The organism is Rania fehmarnensis (assembly GCF_056494185.1).
The window spans coordinates 4,887,941-4,905,727 of the sequence record NZ_CM151398.1 but is presented as its reverse complement, the minus strand read 5'-3'; the positions used below and the strand labels follow the sequence as shown (position 1 = coordinate 4,905,727).

The following is a 17,787-nucleotide window of genomic DNA, read 5'->3' as shown; positions in this document are numbered from 1 at the left end:
TCGCCTTCGGCTACGGGTTAAACGATTGAGCCGCCAGGCGAGGCGCACGTAGTGTAGCGACTTTTGATTTTTGATTTTCGATTTCCGATTTGATGTGACCAGCGCTCGTTTAACCCGTAGCCGCCAGGCGAGGCGCACCCGGTGTAGCGACTGTGCCTAACCACCGTAGCCGAAGTCGCCAGACTTTGGATGAACCACGTTTGACACATCCAATCTCTGGCGAGATCGGCTACGTGGGGCAGCGTTGGGTTAGAGGGTGCGCCTCGCCTTCGGCTACGGGTTAAACGATTGAGCCGCCAGGCGAGGCGCACCCGGTGTAGCGACTGTGCCTAACCACTGTAGCCGAAGTCGCCAGACTTTGGATGAACCACGTTTGACACATCCAATCTCTGGCGAGATCGGCTACGTGGGGCAGCGTTGGGTTAGAGGGTGCGCCTCGCCTTCGGCTACGGGTTAAACGATTGAGCCGCCAGGCGAGGCGCACCCGGTGTAGCGACTGTGCCTAACCACCGTAGCCGAAGTCGCCAGACTTTGGATGAACCACGTTTGACACATCCAATCTCTGGCGAGATCGGCTACGTGGGGCAGCGTTGGGTTAGAGGGTGCGCCTCGCCTGGCGGCTACGGGTTAAACGATTGACCCGCCAGGAGAGGCGCACGTAGCCGAAGTTGCCGCTTCTACTTTAAGCCTCTAACCACGGGGCTGGCGATCGATTACAATACCACCCCACACGCACTAAAACAGGAGCCGCGTATGTTTCGAATCGAAGCAGGTGGGACAAACAAATATTGCGACGGGATGTCGCGTCGTAGCTTTGTGCAATTGGGTGTGGCCGGAATGTCATCGGTGGCACTAGCCGATGTACTGCGAGCCAAAGAGGGTTCCAGTAAGGATACCTCGGTCATCTTAATCTGGCTCGACGGTGGTCCAGGTCATATGGATATGTATGACATGAAGCCGGAGGCTCCGGTTGAATATCGCGGGCTGTGGCGTCCGATTCGCACCAACGTCCCGGGCATCGAGATCACCGAACTCTTTCCCAAGCAGGCCAAGGTCGCCGACAAGTTCTCGATCATTCGTTCGCTACATCATGACTCAGGCGATCACTTCACCGCCGGTCATTACATGCTGACCAGTCGTGGTGGAGCCAGCGGTGCTGAGACCTCGGGCAAGTATCCATCGCTAGGCTCAATCGCATCCAAACTGTGCGGCTCGCGCCGAGCTGGAATGCCAGCTCATGTAGCGGTGCCTTATGCAAGCAGCATTGGACTTCGACCTGGTTACTTCGGCGCCAACTACTTGGGCTTGGAGCATAACCCGTTTGAAACCGATGGCGATCCCAATGCAGCCAACTTTCAAGTCAACAATCTCAACCTGGCAACTGGCTTGACTGTCGATCGACTGGAAGATCGCCGCCATCTGCTGAACTCCTTTGATACCATGCGTCGAGTCGTTGACAATTCTCGCGGAGTTGAAGCGCTGGATCGTTTTCATCAGCGAGCATTTGATCTAGTGGTGGGCACCGAAGGTCGCAAGGCGTTCGATATTGCGCAAGAGCCTGCAGAGCTGCGCGATCGTTATGGACGCCATACTTGGGGACAGAGCGTTTTGCTGGCGCGAAGGTTGGTCGAAGCGGGTTCGACGTTTGTGACTGTCCACTTCGGCGGCTGGGATCATCATTGGGATTTGAAGACCGGCTACGAGAACTACTTGCCGATCGTCGACTCGGCCGTGGCAACGTTGTTCGAAGACCTTCATCAGCGCGGACTGGACAAACGTGTATTAGTCGTTTTGTGTGGCGAATTTAGTCGCACACCTAAGATGAACGATGGCGGTAATGGTGGAGCACCGATGAGCATGGGGACGCCCGGTCGCGATCACTGGGGCCAAGCCATGTTCTGCTTGATGGGTGGCGGCGGTATCCAAGGTGGAAGAATCGTGGGCTCGACCACTGCCAAAGGCGAAACGCCCAAGGACCGTCCGGTTACTCCCAGTGACATTCACTCTACCATCTACCATGTGTTGGGCGTCGACCAAACCGTTCAGTTCCTCAACCACACCGGACGCCCAGTCGCCGCCCTAGACCACGGCCAGGTCATCCAAGAACTGTTGTAGAGCGGCTGTCCTCAGCCGCTCAGCACCCTCAAATCAAAGCCTCTTCAAACCATCCGCTCCGAACCCTCTAACCCAATCTTCTTCAAACCATCCGTCGAGCGATCGTCTTCACTCAAACAGCTCAGTTTAGCTTACAAATGAAACTCGCTTCAGTGCTCACACCACCTTCGGTAACCAATCTGCGACTAGCAGCGCAGTGTGGTGTTGAGGGTATTGTGATTCGCTATCCGGGCCGCGATCTGGAGACCTTGCGTTCACTAAAGAAACAGATCGAAGATCACGGCATGCGTGTCTGTGCGATCGAAGGATATTTGCCAATCGACCGCATCAAGCTTGGCCGAGCCGATGCTGATTTGGATATGCTCGAGTTGCGAGAGCTGCTGCGGAATATGCGTCAGCTGGAGCTTGATGTGCTCTGTTACAACTTTATGGCCGGGACCGATTGGGTGCGAACTCAAGTTGATGCACCGGAACGCGGTGGGGCCAAGGTCACCGCATTCCGCTTAGCCGATGCCGAGCGGGCAGTCTCGCTCAATCATCAAGCGACCGATTTGCAATCGACCATTGACCAGGCCGCTCTGTGGCAGAACCTCACTCGCTTTCTCGAAGAGATCTTGCCGCTGGCCGAAGAGTGCGGGGTAAGCATGTGCATGCATCCCGACGATCCACCACTACCCAGCTTCATGGGCAAGTCGCGCATCATGAACTGTGTTGATAATTTTGAGAGACTGGTTCAGCTTGTCGATAGCCCGCGCAACCAGATTTGTTTTTGTTTAGGAACATTCGCGACTATGGGTGTCGATATCCCGCACACGATTCGGCGACTCGGGCCGCACATCGGTTACGTTCACTTTCGCGACGTTCGCGGCCATTGCGAAGACTTCGCCGAGACCTTTCACGACAACGGTCCGACCGATATGGCCGAAGCCCTTCGCGCCTTAAGAGATGTGGGCTTCACCGGCTACATGCGTCCCGACCACGTCCCGCAACTAGAGGGCGAAGACGATGGCGAGCCAGGCTATACGATGCTCGGCAGATTGTTCGCCTTCGGATACATGCGCGGACTAATGCACGGCACCTCCCCAAGGCTTTGAGATCGAACAGTGATTAACTGTTGAACTGCCAAAGGTTTACTCCTACTCCTACTCCTACTCCTACTCCTACTCCTACTCCTACTCCTACTCGCCGATTTTTCGAGTACGAGTAGGAACAAACATGCACCGCTAACGCCAACGGCCTACATGGCTTGTCGAATGACTTTTAGCAATTGCTCCAACTGTGTCATTTGTTTACCGTTCAGGCAACGAAAATGTTTGCGATGAAGATCGCGCACCGGCCGATGCAGGTCGTTCAGAATGCCAGCGCCTTTGGTGGTAATCTTTACCAAACGACAGCGAGCGTCTTGGCGACTGGTTGTGCGCGTCACATAAGCCAGCGCCTCCAAGCGATCGACTAGGCGCGTCGTATCGGGTTGCCGACACACCATGCGTTTGGCAATAGTTCCTACAGTCACTCCGTCGGGCGAGAACTTCTGTTCACCGCCCACGATGCGCAGGGCGTTATAGAGTGGACCAGATAGTGAATAGTTTTCAAAAAGCTCACGCAGTTGTGTGGACATCATGTCGGTCGCGCGTAGCAAACTTACATACAGCTCTTCTTCGATTAAATCAAACGGCTGACGTTTACCTAGCTCTTCAGCTAGTTCAGTGATCGGTCGCTGTTTGAGTTCGCGCTGTCCCGCATCATGGTTAGGCTTCGTGACCATTGGTCCCTAGCTTGGCAGATAATACTAAAACAAACTGTTTTGTGACCAGACCGCAACTGGTCAACTTCAGTTAGGCGTTGCCCAGCATTATCAACATGCATCAGCACTTGTCGACCACCTCTCAGATATGGTTCACGTAGCTACCGCTGCCAAGCGGTGGCTACATACCAATCGCGGAGAACTTGACCAAAAGTTGCTCAAAAAATGAAATGGCTATTTGCGTTCAAACAAAATATGGCCAAGCTGAATCCGACCAATCAACTTAGAATCATCAGCTGGCTTCGCAACGAGTTCTGTGTTTTCCCTCGGTTCATAGATGACCAGATTGCCCGCCACGTTTTGGCCGAGTGTTGCCTGGGTACCCGGCCCGTTGGGAGGCGCCCATTGAATTTCGATGCGCGTCGCCGGACCATCGATTCGCACTGTGCATATTCGTCCATCCGAAGTTTCATAACGACCAGCTAAAGCCTTGGCCAATGCCGCATCTAGCGCTGCCGGCGGCCGCGTGCGAACGGGTGGTTTATCATTCAAGAGTGCATCCACGTCTGCGGCCATCGCATAAACATCGGCGGCATCCTGATTGCAAAAGATCGCGATGAACGACTTGGTTTCGGGGTAGCGCATCACCAACGCTGAAAAGCCTTGCACAACGCCGGTATGCATTTGCAGTTGTCGGCCTTGACGATCCTTCAGTACATACCAGCCGAGCGCATAGTCACCCAGTTCCGGCGTCAATAGCGTTTCGCGCGATGTCGCATTTAGTAGCGTCCCGCTATCGAGGGCTTCGTTCAGCCGCCACCAATCCCATACGTTACTGACTGCCCCGCCCATACCGCGGTAGCGCATATCGTAAGCTCCGTAGGGATGTTCTAGCGCCGACCGCGGCTCGTCGAATAGCGAACGACCAACCGCCACGCTCGACACTTCCGGTGCGCGATCGCCAGTGAAGCAACTACCTTTCATCGCGGCTGGTTCGAATACCAGTTCGCGACATAGTTCGGTATACGGCTTACCACCTGCGCGAGCCAAGACTTCGCTGGCTAGTGCATAACCTTGGTTCCAGTATTCAAACTTCGAACCGGGTGGATTGCTGGGGCCATTCAGCAAATAAGCGGCAATGGACTTTTCAACATCTTCACCACCGCCTTCTACGTTATCAGCCGAAACTCCCAAGGTATGTTGCAGCAAGTGCCTGACGGTGATTGCCTGGCAGTTCTCAGGTACCGCTGGCAGATACTCAGCGATCGAGCTATCCAGCGATAGCTTGCCTTGTTCGACCAGTCGCAAAGCAGCGATGGCCGTCAATGACTTGGTTACTGAAGCGACTTCAAACAAAGTAGCTGGTGTGTTAGGAACTTGGTGTTGCAGATCGGCCGAGCCGGCCCCGACGGCCGCCACCACGTGTCCATCTTTAGCCACCAGCACGCTGCCGGTAAACCCATGCGGCTCAAAGCTCTTGACCCAAGCCACAATTGTTTCCCCGCGCTGCCCTGCCGAAAAATCCTTGCTTTCGTCCGGCGCAGGAGGTGCTTGGCACAAACTGATCATCAACATCAGAAACACAATCATCATGCACCGCGTAACCAGAGTAACAAACTCGATTCGCCATTCATTCTACTGCGCCTCCGTCACCTCTCCCAGCTTCGGAGAGTGCTGATTTAATTCCAATTTGCTCTGGCATGGGTATTATGGTTGAAGAGGCCGACGTTCCAACTCGGTGCAATCATTATGCTAACGAACCATCGCGATTTTTTGTTTGAGATTCGTGCGTCGGATCTGGCGATCTATAAGCGTGTGCTGCCGCTCAAGTCGCCCCTTTTAGATGCGTTGGAGATAGTCCCCTGGGAAAGTTTCCGGCCTGAGCTGGAGAAGTATTATTGTCGTGAGGGAGGTAGGCCCACCCTGCCAGTAATCCTCCTCCTGAAGGTGTTGTACCTGCAATATCTCTATCATCTATCAGACAGCAAAGTCCTAGAAAGAGCCAGTTCGGATTTATTGTTCCGCTGGTTTCTGCAAGTGCCGATTACTTGTAAGTTGCCGGACGGAAGTACTTTGAGTCGCTTTCGGGGTCGCATCGGAGAAGAGGGGATGCAGAAAGTTTTCGACCGACTGATCAGCTTCGCGCGCAGCAAGGGCCTTGTCAGCGATCGGTTGCGACTTAAAGATGCCACACACGTCTATGCCAATATTGCTGTGCCCACCACGTTGAAACTGCTGGCGCAGCTGCGAGAAAAGATGCTCGCTGCTATCGAGCCCATTGATGCTGAGGTCGCTCAAGGATTCCGTATCCGAGCCGATCGAAGCCGCGTCGAAACCGAGAAAGAATCCGAGGAGATTCGCCTTGATGCTCGTCTGGATTTAGTCGGCGACATCCTGACGTGGATGCTCGAGCAGCCCGATCCATCCCAAGAGAGTGATTGCCAAGAGTCTTGGAAACGATTCATCGAAGTACGTGCGCTCGCTCAAAAGATCGTGAGCGATTGCTTGAACCCAGGTCAGGGTGATCGCACGCTGAGCGTGGTTGATAGCGATGCCCGCCGCGGAATGCATGGCGAGTTTTACGACGGCTATTTGGTCGATGTGTTGATGGACGCCGATAGCCAGCTGATCACTCAACTTGAGGTGCTTCCGGCAAACGGTGCTGAGGCCCAAGACGCGGTTCATCTGATTGAACGCGAACAGCAAGCTCATGGCAACAAGATCGAACAGCTATCCCTTGACGGCGCGGGATTTAACGGGCCAATGCTGCGCGCGTTGGAAGGCCCTGGCGGGATGGAAGTTGATGTGATCACACCGCCGCGTGACTTCGGCAACGATGAAGGCTTTGCTTCGACGGCGTTTGCATTGACCTCAGACGGCGAGCATGTGACATGTCCAGCTGGCCACACATCCAATAAAGGATTTCAAGATGCCACGAAGCCTAACCGCACGACGTTCGACTTTCCGGCTAAGAAATGTTGGGGCTGTCCGTTGCTCGCGCAGTGCAACCCCAAGATGAAAGAGACCAGCCGTCGAGGTCGACGAGTGAATAAGAATGAGTATGAAGAAGAATACAAACGTGCTCGTCAGAAGTCCAAGACAGAGCAATACCAACAAGTCCGGCGTGAGCATCCGGCCATCGAACGGAAGTTAGGGGAAGTGGCTCGGCACGGGCGCGGTCGTTGTGCAAGATACTGCGGTCTGGCAAAAGTGAAGATCCAACAACTGATGACATGCTTCACAGTGAACGTCAAACGACTGGCAAAACTGCTTGCCGTGGAGCGCTGCGCACCGACTGTCGCAATCGGGTGAAAAAAGCCGTTCAAATCGCCGCTTTGGGCAGTCTGGGCTAAATTTCGCCTCGAGACGAACCAGGATTCGTAAATAACAACCTCCCCAGCGCGTTGAGTCAGCAAAAAAACAACCGCCCCACATCAATAAGAGACTACGCTTTGCTATTATCGCATCGCTCTCCTTCGCTGGGGGAGGTCGCAGACGAGGCGTTAAGCCGAAGTCTGCGGGAGGGGGCCCTTCACGTAGCAGCGGCTGTCCCCAGCCGCTGAGCACCCTCTAACTCAATCTTCGACCGACCAATCGTCCGGGAGGGCGAATGCTCCTGCTGAGCCCAACACCGCCCTGAAGCACGGACATAGTACCCGGGACGAGAGATGATGGCAGTATCAGCGGTCACCTCCCCCAGCGCAGAGAGATCGTACATCTGTTAGCCATGAAAATGCAAAGGTCTTAGGGTGGCACTGGCTATGCGCAGCATTGCCAGTGCCACTCAGAACGAACAACTTAAAAGCAGTACGATCTCCAGAGAGCTGAGAGAGCTGCGGGAGGGGGCACAGCGCAAAGCAAGACTGCTGCGCTACGGCTCGATTCGACCTCCCAAGTCAAAAGCCTTGGAGAGGTGATCGTCACCTCGTAAGCGCCTGCAGGGCGAGGTTGGAGTCAAGACGCTTGAACCGAAGACGCGGCGTTCCTTGCGACCTCCTTGCAACCTCCTTAAAAAACTCTAAAATGCGACCACTACGCGTCCGTGGCGCAACTGGATAGCGCATCGGTCTTCGGAACCGAGGGTTGAAGGTTCGAATCCTTCCGGGCGTACTCGTCTTATCCTGCGAACTTTAGGCAACACGCCAGTTCGCAGAGTGAGAGGTTTTCTTACGCGACGCATCGATCGCTCAAATCCGCAGTGTTTTTGATTTTCTGGCCCTCGTTTGCCGCGCTCTCGCCGTTCTTACCGCGAGCAGATGTTCCGAATGTTGCGTCCGTCTGAACGGTGTTTTCTCTCGGGAACTTTGGCGCTCTCGAGTTGATAAGGGTTGCTTGTCACAACGCCGATTGCCCCCGACCGACCGACTCGGACCTCAAACTAGCCGACCGCCGGGTTAACAGGGGGGCCAGCATCGGAGCCCAACGTCCAGTCTGGAAACGACCCCTCTGGTTGAGCTCGAATCATTTAGCCACGGCTGGTACAATGAAACGGTTTAACGCCAGCAAACGGGGACAACGGGGCTGCCAATCGAGCTGGTTGCCGTACTGCCACGTAGTTAACGTCCGAAGACTCTCAATTGAAGGTCGAGCATGTCGACAACACAAGCCGCATCGAAGGTCTTCGAAGAGATCGCTCAACTGTTTGGTTCAGGCCCGACCGACGAACAGATTTTGAATTTTCGGCCGTCTGCCGACGTCGTCCAACGAGCCTCGCAGCTTCTTTCGCTGAACCGAACCGGCCAATTGGATGACGACCTTAAGCACGAACTAGATCAATACGAGCAAGCCGAGCTTTTGATGCGCATGGTGAAAGCCCAGATACGTGCGCGACAAGGAAGCTAGGAGCGAATGAGCGAATATGTGCCAGCAGAACTTCGCCGGCTGATTCGTGAACGCGCCGGTCACAGATGTGAATATTGCCTTCTTCATGAAGACGATGCCTTCTTGCCACATGAGCCAGACCACATCATCGCCGTAAAGCATCGCGGCGAAACGACGGAAGGAAATTTGGCTTGGACCTGCTTCGTTTGCAATCGCGGTAAAGGGAGCGACCTTGCTTCGGTCGACGAGACAACGGGAGAGATCGTAAGACTCTTTCATCCCAGGACCGATTTATGGGACGAGCACTTGGAGTTGATGAAAGATGGATCCCTTTTGGCCAAGACGGCCATCGGACGAGTTACAATCTCACTACTAAAGTTGAACCGTCCTGAGCTGCTTACATTCAGAGCCTTGCTTGCAAAATCGATTCGGAAACCGCGTTAGTGCGGCTTCGGCCACATCAATTGAAGTCATGCCATCTATAATTAATGCGATGCGAGAAGAGTCAATGACGCCTTGACGCAGCCTATTCCACATTAGTCGTTGTTTGTTCCAGTCGAGTGTCTTGGCGATGGGACGAATGTCGGCTTCTTTGATCGTGTCGCGGCCTTTGTTGGTTTTGGGCAGAAAGAGGATCTCTTCTTGGATGTCGGGGGCGAGGTTGTCGAGCCACATGATCTGCGTCATCCGTGTCGTCGAGATCTGGCCGAAGTGGGCGAGTTCTGATTGGTTGATGATTGCGCCGGTTCTAACCAGTTGAAAGCAGTGGTGAGCCAGGGCGAGCAAACGGCTGATGCGGGGCACGCGGCTAGCAGGGATAACGGGCTTCGCTCCACTTTCAATCTGCCTGGTTCCACTGCGCTTGGTGGCGACGTGGAACGGGGGGTTGATGGTTAGGCGTTCGGGTATTTTGCGTGCTGTTTAACTGCTCGTTGCGTGCCTGCTAGGACTGCTGGAATACGAGATGAACTGCAAAAGGCTAGGAATTGGGTCGGTCGTCGCTCGGGGCACCTTCTTCGCATTTTTTACAATAAAGCCGATAGCCAATCATGGCATCGCGTCCAGTTATCGTTGTCACCCATTGACGAATCATCCAAGGTGGATCATGCCGAACATGCTGGTTGTGGCCGCATGCGAGCTGTGCAACCCAATGTCCATGTTCATCCGAATGGTAGCCGACAATGGCTTGTGCAAAATCACCGTCGATTTTGCTTGATGGCAAGTTCGAATTCATTCTCCTGATCGCAATGGTATGATCGGATCAGCGGATTCCAGCAACTGTTGAACTGTAACTCCGGCAAACGCTGCTTCCGCAGCTGCGTAGACTCGGTCGAGCTCTGCATGCAAAGGGCATAACTTCTTATGCGATTTAATTCCAAGCGGACAGGATCGGATTCTTTCCATCGGTGAGACTGTATCGACTATATCCAGTATGGCAATTTCACTTGGTTCCTTAGCCACTTCGTAACCGCCACCAGGACCACTCCGCGAGCGGACGAGCCCAGCCGCAGCAAGGTCTTGCAGTACTCGATGCAAATAGCGCCTAGGAACTTGGGTTGCAGCAGCTAGTTCTTCAGCCGATGTAGGCTCTCCCATACGACTGGCCATGCAGGTGACCGCGCGTAAAGCATACTCGGCAGTTTTCGAAAGCATGAATTGGAACTTTCCGTTCAAATTTCTTGTGCGAACTTGGTCAGTCTATTCTACACGTTGACGTGCACAATGCAATTCTATACCATAGGGTGCACAATGTGACCGTATTTCTTCCGCACGATTCTATCAAGCCTCTTGCATCCTTGAAGACGAGAAAAACATGTCGCGACTCTGGTTGGCTTTCGGCGGCGTAATGGTGGTTTCATTCCTAGTATTGGGTTGGGTCGGCACACGAATCTACCAGGAAATGCCCCCCATTCCTGACAAGTTTGTAACTACGGATGGCGTGACGTTGATTGAAAGCGGCGAGGTCATGGCGGGCCAAAATGTATGGCAGGCCCTTGGTGGGATGCAAGTTGGATCGGTGTGGGGACACGGTAGCTACGTAGCCCCCGACTGGACGGCAGATTGGCTGCACCGCGAAGCGGTTTTCATTGTCAATGCCTGGGCGGCAAGGGAATTCAATTCAACGTTTGACGACCTGGACGCTGAGCGCAAGGGGCAACTGACAGCGCGGCTGAGTCAGCAGCTGCGCGAGAATTCGTACGACAGTTTGTCAGGTGTTGTCACGATTTCACCCTTGAGAGCGGAAGCCTTCGCAGCAAATCTCGAGCACTATCGATCCGTTTTTATCGCTGGCAATGCCGATTATGCGATTCCGCCGAACACAGTTTCCAGCGAAGATCGCTTGCGCAAACTGGCCGCGTTCTATTTTTGGAGCTCGTGGGCGGCCGTTACAACGCGCCCCGGAGATATTGCCAGCTACACCAACAATTGGCCGCACGAGCCGCTAGTTGGCAATCGTCCAACCGGGGACAACATTGTGTGGACTGGCGTGAGCATCATCGTCTTGTTGGCAGGCATTTCCGCGATGGCATGGTGGCATGCTACGCGGAAGGAGGAAGAGGAAGATAGTGACCCGCAAACATCGGATCCATTGGCTAGATGGGAAGCGACACCATCGCAACGGGCAACGATCAAATATTTTTGGGTCGTGGCAGCCCTTATCCTGGTTCAAATGGGATTGGGAGTTGTCACAGCACATTATGGTGTCGAAGGGGATGGCTTCTATGGTATTCCGCTGGCAGAGTACTTGCCCTACAGCGTGGCCAGAACTTGGCACGTTCAAATTGGTCTGTTTTGGATCGCGACGGCATGGTTGGCTGCTGGATTGTTCATTGGCCCTTTAGTCAGTGATCGGGAACCGAAGTACCAACGACTGGGAGTGAATGTACTATTCGCAGCCTTGTTGCTGGTGGTCGTGGGTTCATTGGCCGGAGAATGGTTGAGCATCAAGAACCACATGACCGATACGGTCTCGTTTTACTTTGGTCATCAAGGATACGAATATGTCGATTTGGGACGGTTCTGGCAAATCTTGTTAATGGTCGGCCTGTTACTGTGGCTAGCCTTAATGATTCGAGTACTGCTACCCGCACTCAGGCAAACAGGGCATCAACGGCAACTCGTCACTTTGCTCACAGTCGCCACCGCAGCGATCGCTCTGTTTTATGGTGCCGGTTTAACGTGGGGGCATCATTCGCATTTAACCATGGTCGAATATTGGCGCTGGTGGGTTGTGCATCTCTGGGTCGAAGGCTTCTTCGAGGTCTTTGCCACCACGGTGATCGCATTTGTTTTCATGAGATTGAATCTTGTGAAACCAGGTGCAGCTGCAGCAGCGGCACTATTGTCGGCCACGGTATTTTTGTCGGGTGGCATCATTGGCACGCTGCATCATCTGTATTTTAGTGGAACGCCCACGGTAGCTTTAGTTTGGGGCTCGGTATTCAGCGCGCTGGAAGTAGTTCCGCTGACTCTGATAAGTTTTGATGCATTGGAGGACCTGCGTCGATCCAGAAAGTCTCCCTGGGTTCAAAGATACAAGTGGCCCATCTACTACTTCGTCGCCGTTGCATTTTGGAATATGATAGGTGCCGGTCTATTCGGCTTTATGATCAACCCACCCATCGCTCTGTATTACATGCAAGGGTTGAATACGACCCCGCTACACGGCCACGCGGCATTGTTTGGCGTTTACGGGATGCTAGGCATCGGACTGATGTTAATGTGCTTGCGAGTCTTGATTCCAGCTCGCGAGTGGAAGGACGGATTGCTGCGGATGGGTTTCTGGGGATTGAATGTTGGACTGTTTGCCATGTGCATGCTCTCCCTATTACCAGTTGGACTTCTGCAAACCAAAGCTTCCGTCGAACATGGCTATTGGTATGCCCGCAGCAGCGAATTCATGCAAACTGATCTGATGCAAACATTGCGTTGGATGCGAGTTCCCGGGGATACGATTTTCTTCTTCGGAGCGTTGGCCTTGGTCCTATTCGTTGCGGGTTTGAAGACAGGAAGTTCCTTTAAGAAGACTGCCTGAACCGGCGTCAAGCGAGTAGCTTGAAAATAAGAGATTGGTTGGATAGAAATTTGCTGGAGTGATTTAATGAAACTGATGTGTAGAATTTGGATCGCCACTCTTTCTTTTGATGTTTCGCGTCTCACCGACTAGGAGCCGCTATCACCGTGCACCTCGTCCAAATCTCGGATGCTCTCGATGATTGCACAAAGCTTTGCGCCGGTTTCCGTTAGAGAATATTCCGTGTGTGGGACATTACCTTCGATATCCGTTCGAGTAATCAATCGATAGTCGACCAATTTCCGCAGTCTTTCATTCAAAACTTTGGTCGAGATACCAGGAATAAAGCGTTGCAACTGGCCGGGGCGAGTGACTCCTCTGCCGATGGCGGCCAACACTGCCGCTGACCATTTGCAGCCTACAACATCCTCCAGGCGTCGATACGCAGAGCGTTCGCTGGTTGTCAGTGATTCTTTTCGCGTAGGTCGTTTGGATGGGGACATACTTTAATATTAGCTCTTCAAGGCGTCATTACTACCGGGCACCAAAAAGTGACTGGGCACCGAATGGTGCTTTCTTGCTCAATTCATTGTCCAGGTAATGATAGTTGTGAAGATGTAACGATCGCAGTTCGCGGTCAATTCAAAACTTTTAACGGAGACCTTTCTATGAAAGCCAAAGCTACTTTCTACCACGCAGGCTGTCCAGTTTGCGTCGCAGCAGAAAAAAATGTTGCCCTGGCTCTAGATCCAGCCAAGTACCACGTCGATATTGTCCATCTCGGTACCGAACGTGGCCGAGTTAGCGAAGCCGAATCGATTGGCATTAATTCCGTACCAGCACTCGTGATCGATGGTCAGGTGTTTCACATCAATCACGGTGCAGATCTAACCGCCCTGAAAGGCTAAAGCAGATACGTCAGGGCAACGGTGCGCGGACGTATCGACCGGATTTATTGAATGACGGGGAACGTTCGCGCATCGAATAGCTCTTAATTCAGGATCACAAACGTCGCGTACTAACCGAAAATGCTTAGCTTCGCGTAACAGCGAGTACTTGCAGAATCGCAGTAAACAACGTAACGCCCACAAGCGTCCAGCCAACGCGTCGGATTTGTCGAACAGGTGGCGGGCAGAAGTGCAGGTACCAACCAGCAAGCACCATTGGAAGGCACGACAAAGGCGAGAGTTTAAGCGGTAGCTGCAACAAGATAGCAGCCGTCGTCAGTACCACCATTGCAGCAAGATACGCAAATCGTGGTTTCTGTTTCTGAGCTGCAATGACACTACGTACTCCCGATGTCGTAGCCGCAAAACCCAGCAACCAAGTGCACCACGTTGAAACGCTTGTCTCCCAAGCTGCACCAGCAAGTAGGCTTATAGCCAGACTCGGTGCGGAAAGCGATGCAACTCCCAGCAATTGGCCAGCATAGGTTCTGTGTTTTCCTCGTACGGCAATGACAAAGCCGACCACCGCCAACAACAGACATGCCACCAATCCCATCCTTGCAGGGCCATTTGCTTGGACCAAGGCGTACGATCCTAGTAAGAGGGCGACGACTACTAGCAAGGAACAGCGTTCCCAGGCACTTGGTGCATTTCGTTTCGCTCGGGCGCCTCGATTGCCGATCATGACGAGCAGCGGTTCGTGAGCCATAAAACCAGCGAATGCAGCCAACGCCACACAGACTCCCGATGTCGTAATACCCCAGCTTAGGAAGCTAGTCACCATGGGTATTAATAGGATCGCATAAGCACCATGCTCCTTAGGCTTCATGCTGGCCGCTGGGGCTGAGTTTTGCTCCTGGTGATTGGCGGACTGAATAAGTGACGTTCGCACGGTTCACCACTACAAATTTGTAACCGGCGATGATATCGGCAAAGTCGACTCCAACTCGGAAGCCTTGACAAACAACACGTTGTTTTCTTTGTGAACGTGCTGGTGCATATTTCCTTCTAGCTCCTTGAGACCATCGAGCATCGCTCGGTAAGTGTTGCAAGCCCAGTCTGGAGGTACGAAATCATTTGTTAGTTCACGAATACGCTTCAAGGCATCGCCGGCATGTTCGTGTTCATGTTCCATTTGGTGAATTGGGTTATTCACCGAACCACAATGGAACGCAGGTCGAATAGAACTCACTTCTAACTGACGAATGATTGGAAACAAAACATGTTCCTCTTTCATCAGGTGCGGCATCAATTCCGCTTGGAATTCGAGGAATAACGCTCGAATCTCCCGCAACTTGGGCTCCTTGTCACCGTGAACTCGGGCTACCTTCTCAGTCATCTGGTCAAGACGCGGCAACTCCTGTCGTAAATATGCGTGGTGCGTTCCTTCAATGTGGTCACACAACTCGCTCAGTGACATCTTGTCAACGTTAATCTGAGTGCCTGCTACTACTCGCAAATCGTCCATATCGATCGCCGCAACCATTTGGTCTAACGGCACGCCACGATTATCGCACGCTTGCTCTAGCGACACTTTCCCTCCACAACAGAAGTCAATTCCGTAACTATCAAACACCCGCGAACGACTCGGCTTTTCGCGAACTAAGGCCCCTACGGATTGGTTGGTGTCAATGCGAGTCATGAGAAACTCCCTTTACTTCAGACCTCTCTGCAAGCCCGCCATTGAAACGGACAAATTCGATGCGATCCTTGCGATTCTACATAGGAAGGTATAGAATGGCAAGCGGCGTTTCAGAGTGAAGACGTAGTGGCATAGCATGTGTACTCACGTGCACTTAGGTTTGTTGAGAAGGTCTCGCAATGTATAGTTTCAAAAGAGCGATAGGCTTGGTCGCGGTTCTTATCACGCTTCACACGCTCTCCATTTCATTGGCGACGAGAATTGGCCAAGCTTTCGGAACAATGGAACGAGCCTCGTTAGGACGAGGAGCGTTCCACTGAAATGGTCTCCGCAGGATGGCATAGCATGGACTGCCACCGTCCCAGGCTATGGTCAATCATCTCCTGTAGTATGGCAAGATCGAGTATTCGTCATATCCAGCGACGAGCCGTTTCAAGACGATGGATTCGTCCATGCGATGGATCTGAACTCGGGGAAACTAATGTGGAGCACCAAAGTTCCAGCAACTACAAAAGTTGCGGTTCTACAGCGGACCCTGGAAAAATTGCGGGGTCGAATCGCCGAATTCAACTTTTGCACAAGGAGGGCAAGCCAAGTTATGAAGTTCTGTGGGGTGCGGAGCACGCCAATTCGTACTACTCGTCACCACTAGCGTTTGCTGGCTATGTTTACTACGTGAACGTCGATGGGCGCATCTTGATCCGAACAGGCCAACATCTCTACTGCATTACGGGAAGCGCACAATGAATCGAGAATTATGGCTGCGACACACATTTCGGATTGGACTCCTACTTTGGCTCTTGTTTTTGAGCAGCCAAGTGCGAGGCCAGTTTCAAGTTGACCTCGATAAATCCCCATTCAATTATTTGGAAACTGAAGCCGACAATCGAGTCAGCCGCCTCGTTGCGAAACTCGAATCGAAAGAGCTAGAACTGCGTTACACGCGAGAGCATGGGTATTTACGATCGCTGCTTGCAGCACTTGATATCTCTGAGTCATCGCAGACGTTGGTTTTCTCTAAGACTAGTATGCAAGTACAACACATTTCTCGTAAAAATCCGCGTGCGATCTACTTCAATGACGACACGTATGTAGGTTGGATTAACGGCAGCCCTCTCATCGAGGTCTCAACCGCGGACCCGAAACTCGGCACAGCGTTCTACACCTTCGAGATGTCACCGCGCAAACCAGCGATCAAAAGAGCGGGTTACGACTGTTTGGGGTGTCATGCTACTTCGCTCACCCAGGGCGTTCCGGGGCATGTTGTTCGCAGCATCTTTCCAACGTATGACGGAAACATTAGCGTGCAAAAGGAGGCGTTCGTTACCGGTCACACCAGTCCGTTTGCTAAGCGCTGGGGTGGCTGGTTCGTAACGGGGCAGCATGGCGAAATGCAACATATGGGTAACTCATATGTTCGCGGCGAACAACTGGACACCCTCAAGAACGGCAATCGGTCGGACCTCAACCTTGAGTTTAATACGAATCATTACCTGTCACCCTACAGCGATATCGTAGCGCTAATGGTTCTCGAACATCAGACGCAAATGCATAACACGCTTACGCGTACAGAGTTTTCCATACGGCACCTGATGCATGAGCGATCGAAACAGGAAGCAACCGCTGAAGAAGATAGGGAATTACAAGTTCATGTTCGAAGACTCGCAAAATCGGTCGTTGATTGCCTGCTGTTTTCGAACGAGTTCCAACTGACCAGCGACGTGAGCGGCATCGAAGATTTCGTAGTACAGTTTGAAAACCGTGGGCCAAAGGACTCTCAAGGTCGCTCATTGCGAGATTTCGACTTGAAGACACGTATGTTCAAGTATCCCTGTAGCTACCTGATTTACTCGGATGCATTTGATACGCTCGAACCGTTACTCCGTAGCGAAATTTACCGGCAGTTGCTTCTAGTGTTGTCGAGTGAAAATCGGTCGGATGACTACAAGCATTTGGATGAATCCACTCGAAAAAACATCTTGGCGATATTGGTCGAAACGAAGTCGGGATTGCCGGAAGAATGGAAGCACGTTCAGGCAACTCGAAATTAGGTTGTCATTCATTTCTTGGTTCGTCGGGATTTTGAAACTGGTTAGCATAAGAGTAGGCTGCAATGGACGTAAGCAACTTTGATGTCCGGCATCTGTGATAACTCAGCCAGTTCCGCCGGGAGATGACTTTCATGCAGGCCGTCCCGATGGTGGATTCCACCAGAACGCAATGGTTCGCAGTGTCGATTTCTATTTGCTTCTCGAAATCCGATAATCGTTGCGAGCTAGTGAGCGCATGCTCGTGGTCGCGGCGGCTCAGTCAAACAAGTGCCCGATTGTCTAAACGATTGGAAGGAAGTAAAGGTTCTTCGCACCAGCGATTGTAGCATCTTAAGGGTGAAGCCAGACGATTTTGAATCTCCCGTCCATCCTGCCACACGGTCATTACACCCCAATCCCAATGGCAAGGGCAATGAGTGACGCATTTCAGAATCGGAAGTAGCAATTAAAGA

Annotated in this window: 16 protein-coding genes and 1 tRNA gene; 9 read left to right on the top strand and 8 right to left on the bottom strand. The window is 52.7% G+C overall.

The genetic code is table 11. The annotated features are described in order from the left end of the window. The first annotated feature begins 753 nt into the window (after window positions 1-753). Window positions 754-2,115: a DUF1501 domain-containing protein gene (locus SH573x_RS16605; protein ID WP_479348738.1), complete on the top strand. Its 1,362-nt coding sequence runs from the start codon at window positions 754-756 to the stop codon at window positions 2,113-2,115. Between the two features lie 137 nt (window positions 2,116-2,252). Continuing rightward, window positions 2,253-3,209: a mannonate dehydratase gene (locus SH573x_RS16600; RefSeq protein WP_479348737.1), complete on the top strand. Its 957-nt coding sequence runs from the start codon at window positions 2,253-2,255 to the stop codon at window positions 3,207-3,209. A gap of 143 nt (window positions 3,210-3,352) precedes the next feature. On the opposite strand, the gene SH573x_RS16595 is transcribed toward SH573x_RS16600, so the two are convergent. Together SH573x_RS16595 and SH573x_RS16590 are read right to left on the bottom strand one after the other, a co-directional pair. Then, the gene (locus SH573x_RS16595; protein ID WP_479348736.1) at window positions 3,353-3,880 is read right to left on the bottom strand and encodes a MarR family winged helix-turn-helix transcriptional regulator; all 528 of its coding nucleotides are present in this window, start codon (window positions 3,878-3,880) and stop codon (window positions 3,353-3,355) included. Window positions 3,881-4,093: 213 nt separating this feature from the next. After that, entirely contained in the window at window positions 4,094-5,452 is a 1,359-nt protein-coding gene (locus tag SH573x_RS16590; RefSeq protein WP_479348735.1) for a serine hydrolase domain-containing protein, read from the bottom strand. 156 nt (window positions 5,453-5,608) lie between these two features. On the opposite strand from SH573x_RS16590, the gene SH573x_RS16585 reads away from it, so the two are divergent. The 4 genes from SH573x_RS16585 to SH573x_RS16570 all read left to right on the top strand — a co-directional run bounded on the left by SH573x_RS16585 (window position 5,609) and on the right by SH573x_RS16570 (window position 9,124). Continuing rightward, entirely contained in the window at window positions 5,609-7,171 is a 1,563-nt protein-coding gene (locus SH573x_RS16585) for a transposase (RefSeq protein ID WP_479348734.1), read from the top strand. 724 nt (window positions 7,172-7,895) lie between these two features. After that, window positions 7,896-7,969, top strand: a tRNA-Arg gene (locus tag SH573x_RS16580). Window positions 7,970-8,449: 480 nt separating this feature from the next. Further along, window positions 8,450-8,701: a hypothetical protein gene (locus tag SH573x_RS16575; RefSeq protein WP_479348733.1), complete on the top strand. Its 252-nt coding sequence runs from the start codon at window positions 8,450-8,452 to the stop codon at window positions 8,699-8,701. A gap of 6 nt (window positions 8,702-8,707) precedes the next feature. Continuing rightward, complete coding sequence (locus SH573x_RS16570; protein ID WP_479348731.1) at window positions 8,708-9,124, top strand: HNH endonuclease; 417 nt, start codon at window positions 8,708-8,710, stop codon at window positions 9,122-9,124. Here the strand turns inward: SH573x_RS16570 and SH573x_RS16565 are convergent. The 3 genes from SH573x_RS16565 to SH573x_RS16555 all read right to left on the bottom strand — a co-directional run bounded on the left by SH573x_RS16565 (window position 9,053) and on the right by SH573x_RS16555 (window position 10,333). Next, entirely contained in the window at window positions 9,053-9,484 is a 432-nt protein-coding gene (locus SH573x_RS16565) for a hypothetical protein (RefSeq protein ID WP_479356864.1), read from the bottom strand. The two genes, SH573x_RS16570 and SH573x_RS16565, sit on opposite strands and share 72 nt — an antisense overlap. A gap of 175 nt (window positions 9,485-9,659) precedes the next feature. Next, window positions 9,660-9,914, bottom strand: coding sequence for a DUF3565 domain-containing protein (locus tag SH573x_RS16560; RefSeq protein WP_479348730.1), 255 nt, complete (start codon window positions 9,912-9,914; stop codon window positions 9,660-9,662). Then, the gene (locus tag SH573x_RS16555) at window positions 9,911-10,333 is read right to left on the bottom strand and encodes an RrF2 family transcriptional regulator (protein WP_479348729.1); all 423 of its coding nucleotides are present in this window, start codon (window positions 10,331-10,333) and stop codon (window positions 9,911-9,913) included. Before SH573x_RS16555 ends, SH573x_RS16560 begins: the two co-directional genes overlap by 4 nt. Before the next feature lie 160 nt (window positions 10,334-10,493). Here SH573x_RS16555 and SH573x_RS16550 point away from each other — a divergent pair, with 160 nt between their 5' ends. Continuing rightward, the gene (locus SH573x_RS16550) at window positions 10,494-12,716 is read left to right on the top strand and encodes a nitric-oxide reductase large subunit (RefSeq protein WP_479348727.1); all 2,223 of its coding nucleotides are present in this window, start codon (window positions 10,494-10,496) and stop codon (window positions 12,714-12,716) included. A gap of 128 nt (window positions 12,717-12,844) precedes the next feature. Here the strand turns inward: SH573x_RS16550 and SH573x_RS16545 are convergent, their stop codons facing one another. Beyond that, window positions 12,845-13,198 (bottom strand): winged helix-turn-helix transcriptional regulator, encoded by a 354-nt coding sequence (locus SH573x_RS16545; RefSeq protein WP_479348725.1) that lies wholly within the window; start codon window positions 13,196-13,198, stop codon window positions 12,845-12,847. A gap of 165 nt (window positions 13,199-13,363) precedes the next feature. On the opposite strand from SH573x_RS16545, the gene SH573x_RS16540 reads away from it, so the two are divergent. Next, window positions 13,364-13,603 (top strand): thioredoxin family protein, encoded by a 240-nt coding sequence (locus SH573x_RS16540; protein WP_479348724.1) that lies wholly within the window; start codon window positions 13,364-13,366, stop codon window positions 13,601-13,603. A gap of 124 nt (window positions 13,604-13,727) precedes the next feature. Here SH573x_RS16540 and SH573x_RS16535 read toward each other — a convergent pair whose 3' ends face one another. Then, window positions 13,728-14,471: a YwiC-like family protein gene (locus SH573x_RS16535; RefSeq protein WP_479356749.1), complete on the bottom strand. Its 744-nt coding sequence runs from the start codon at window positions 14,469-14,471 to the stop codon at window positions 13,728-13,730. A gap of 72 nt (window positions 14,472-14,543) precedes the next feature. Continuing rightward, complete coding sequence (gene ric, locus SH573x_RS16530; protein ID WP_479348723.1) at window positions 14,544-15,284, bottom strand: iron-sulfur cluster repair di-iron protein; 741 nt, start codon at window positions 15,282-15,284, stop codon at window positions 14,544-14,546. Between the two features lie 743 nt (window positions 15,285-16,027). Here ric and SH573x_RS16525 point away from each other — a divergent pair. After that, window positions 16,028-17,335: a hypothetical protein gene (locus SH573x_RS16525; RefSeq protein ID WP_479348721.1), complete on the top strand. Its 1,308-nt coding sequence runs from the start codon at window positions 16,028-16,030 to the stop codon at window positions 17,333-17,335. Window positions 17,336-17,787: the final 452 nt, after the last annotated feature.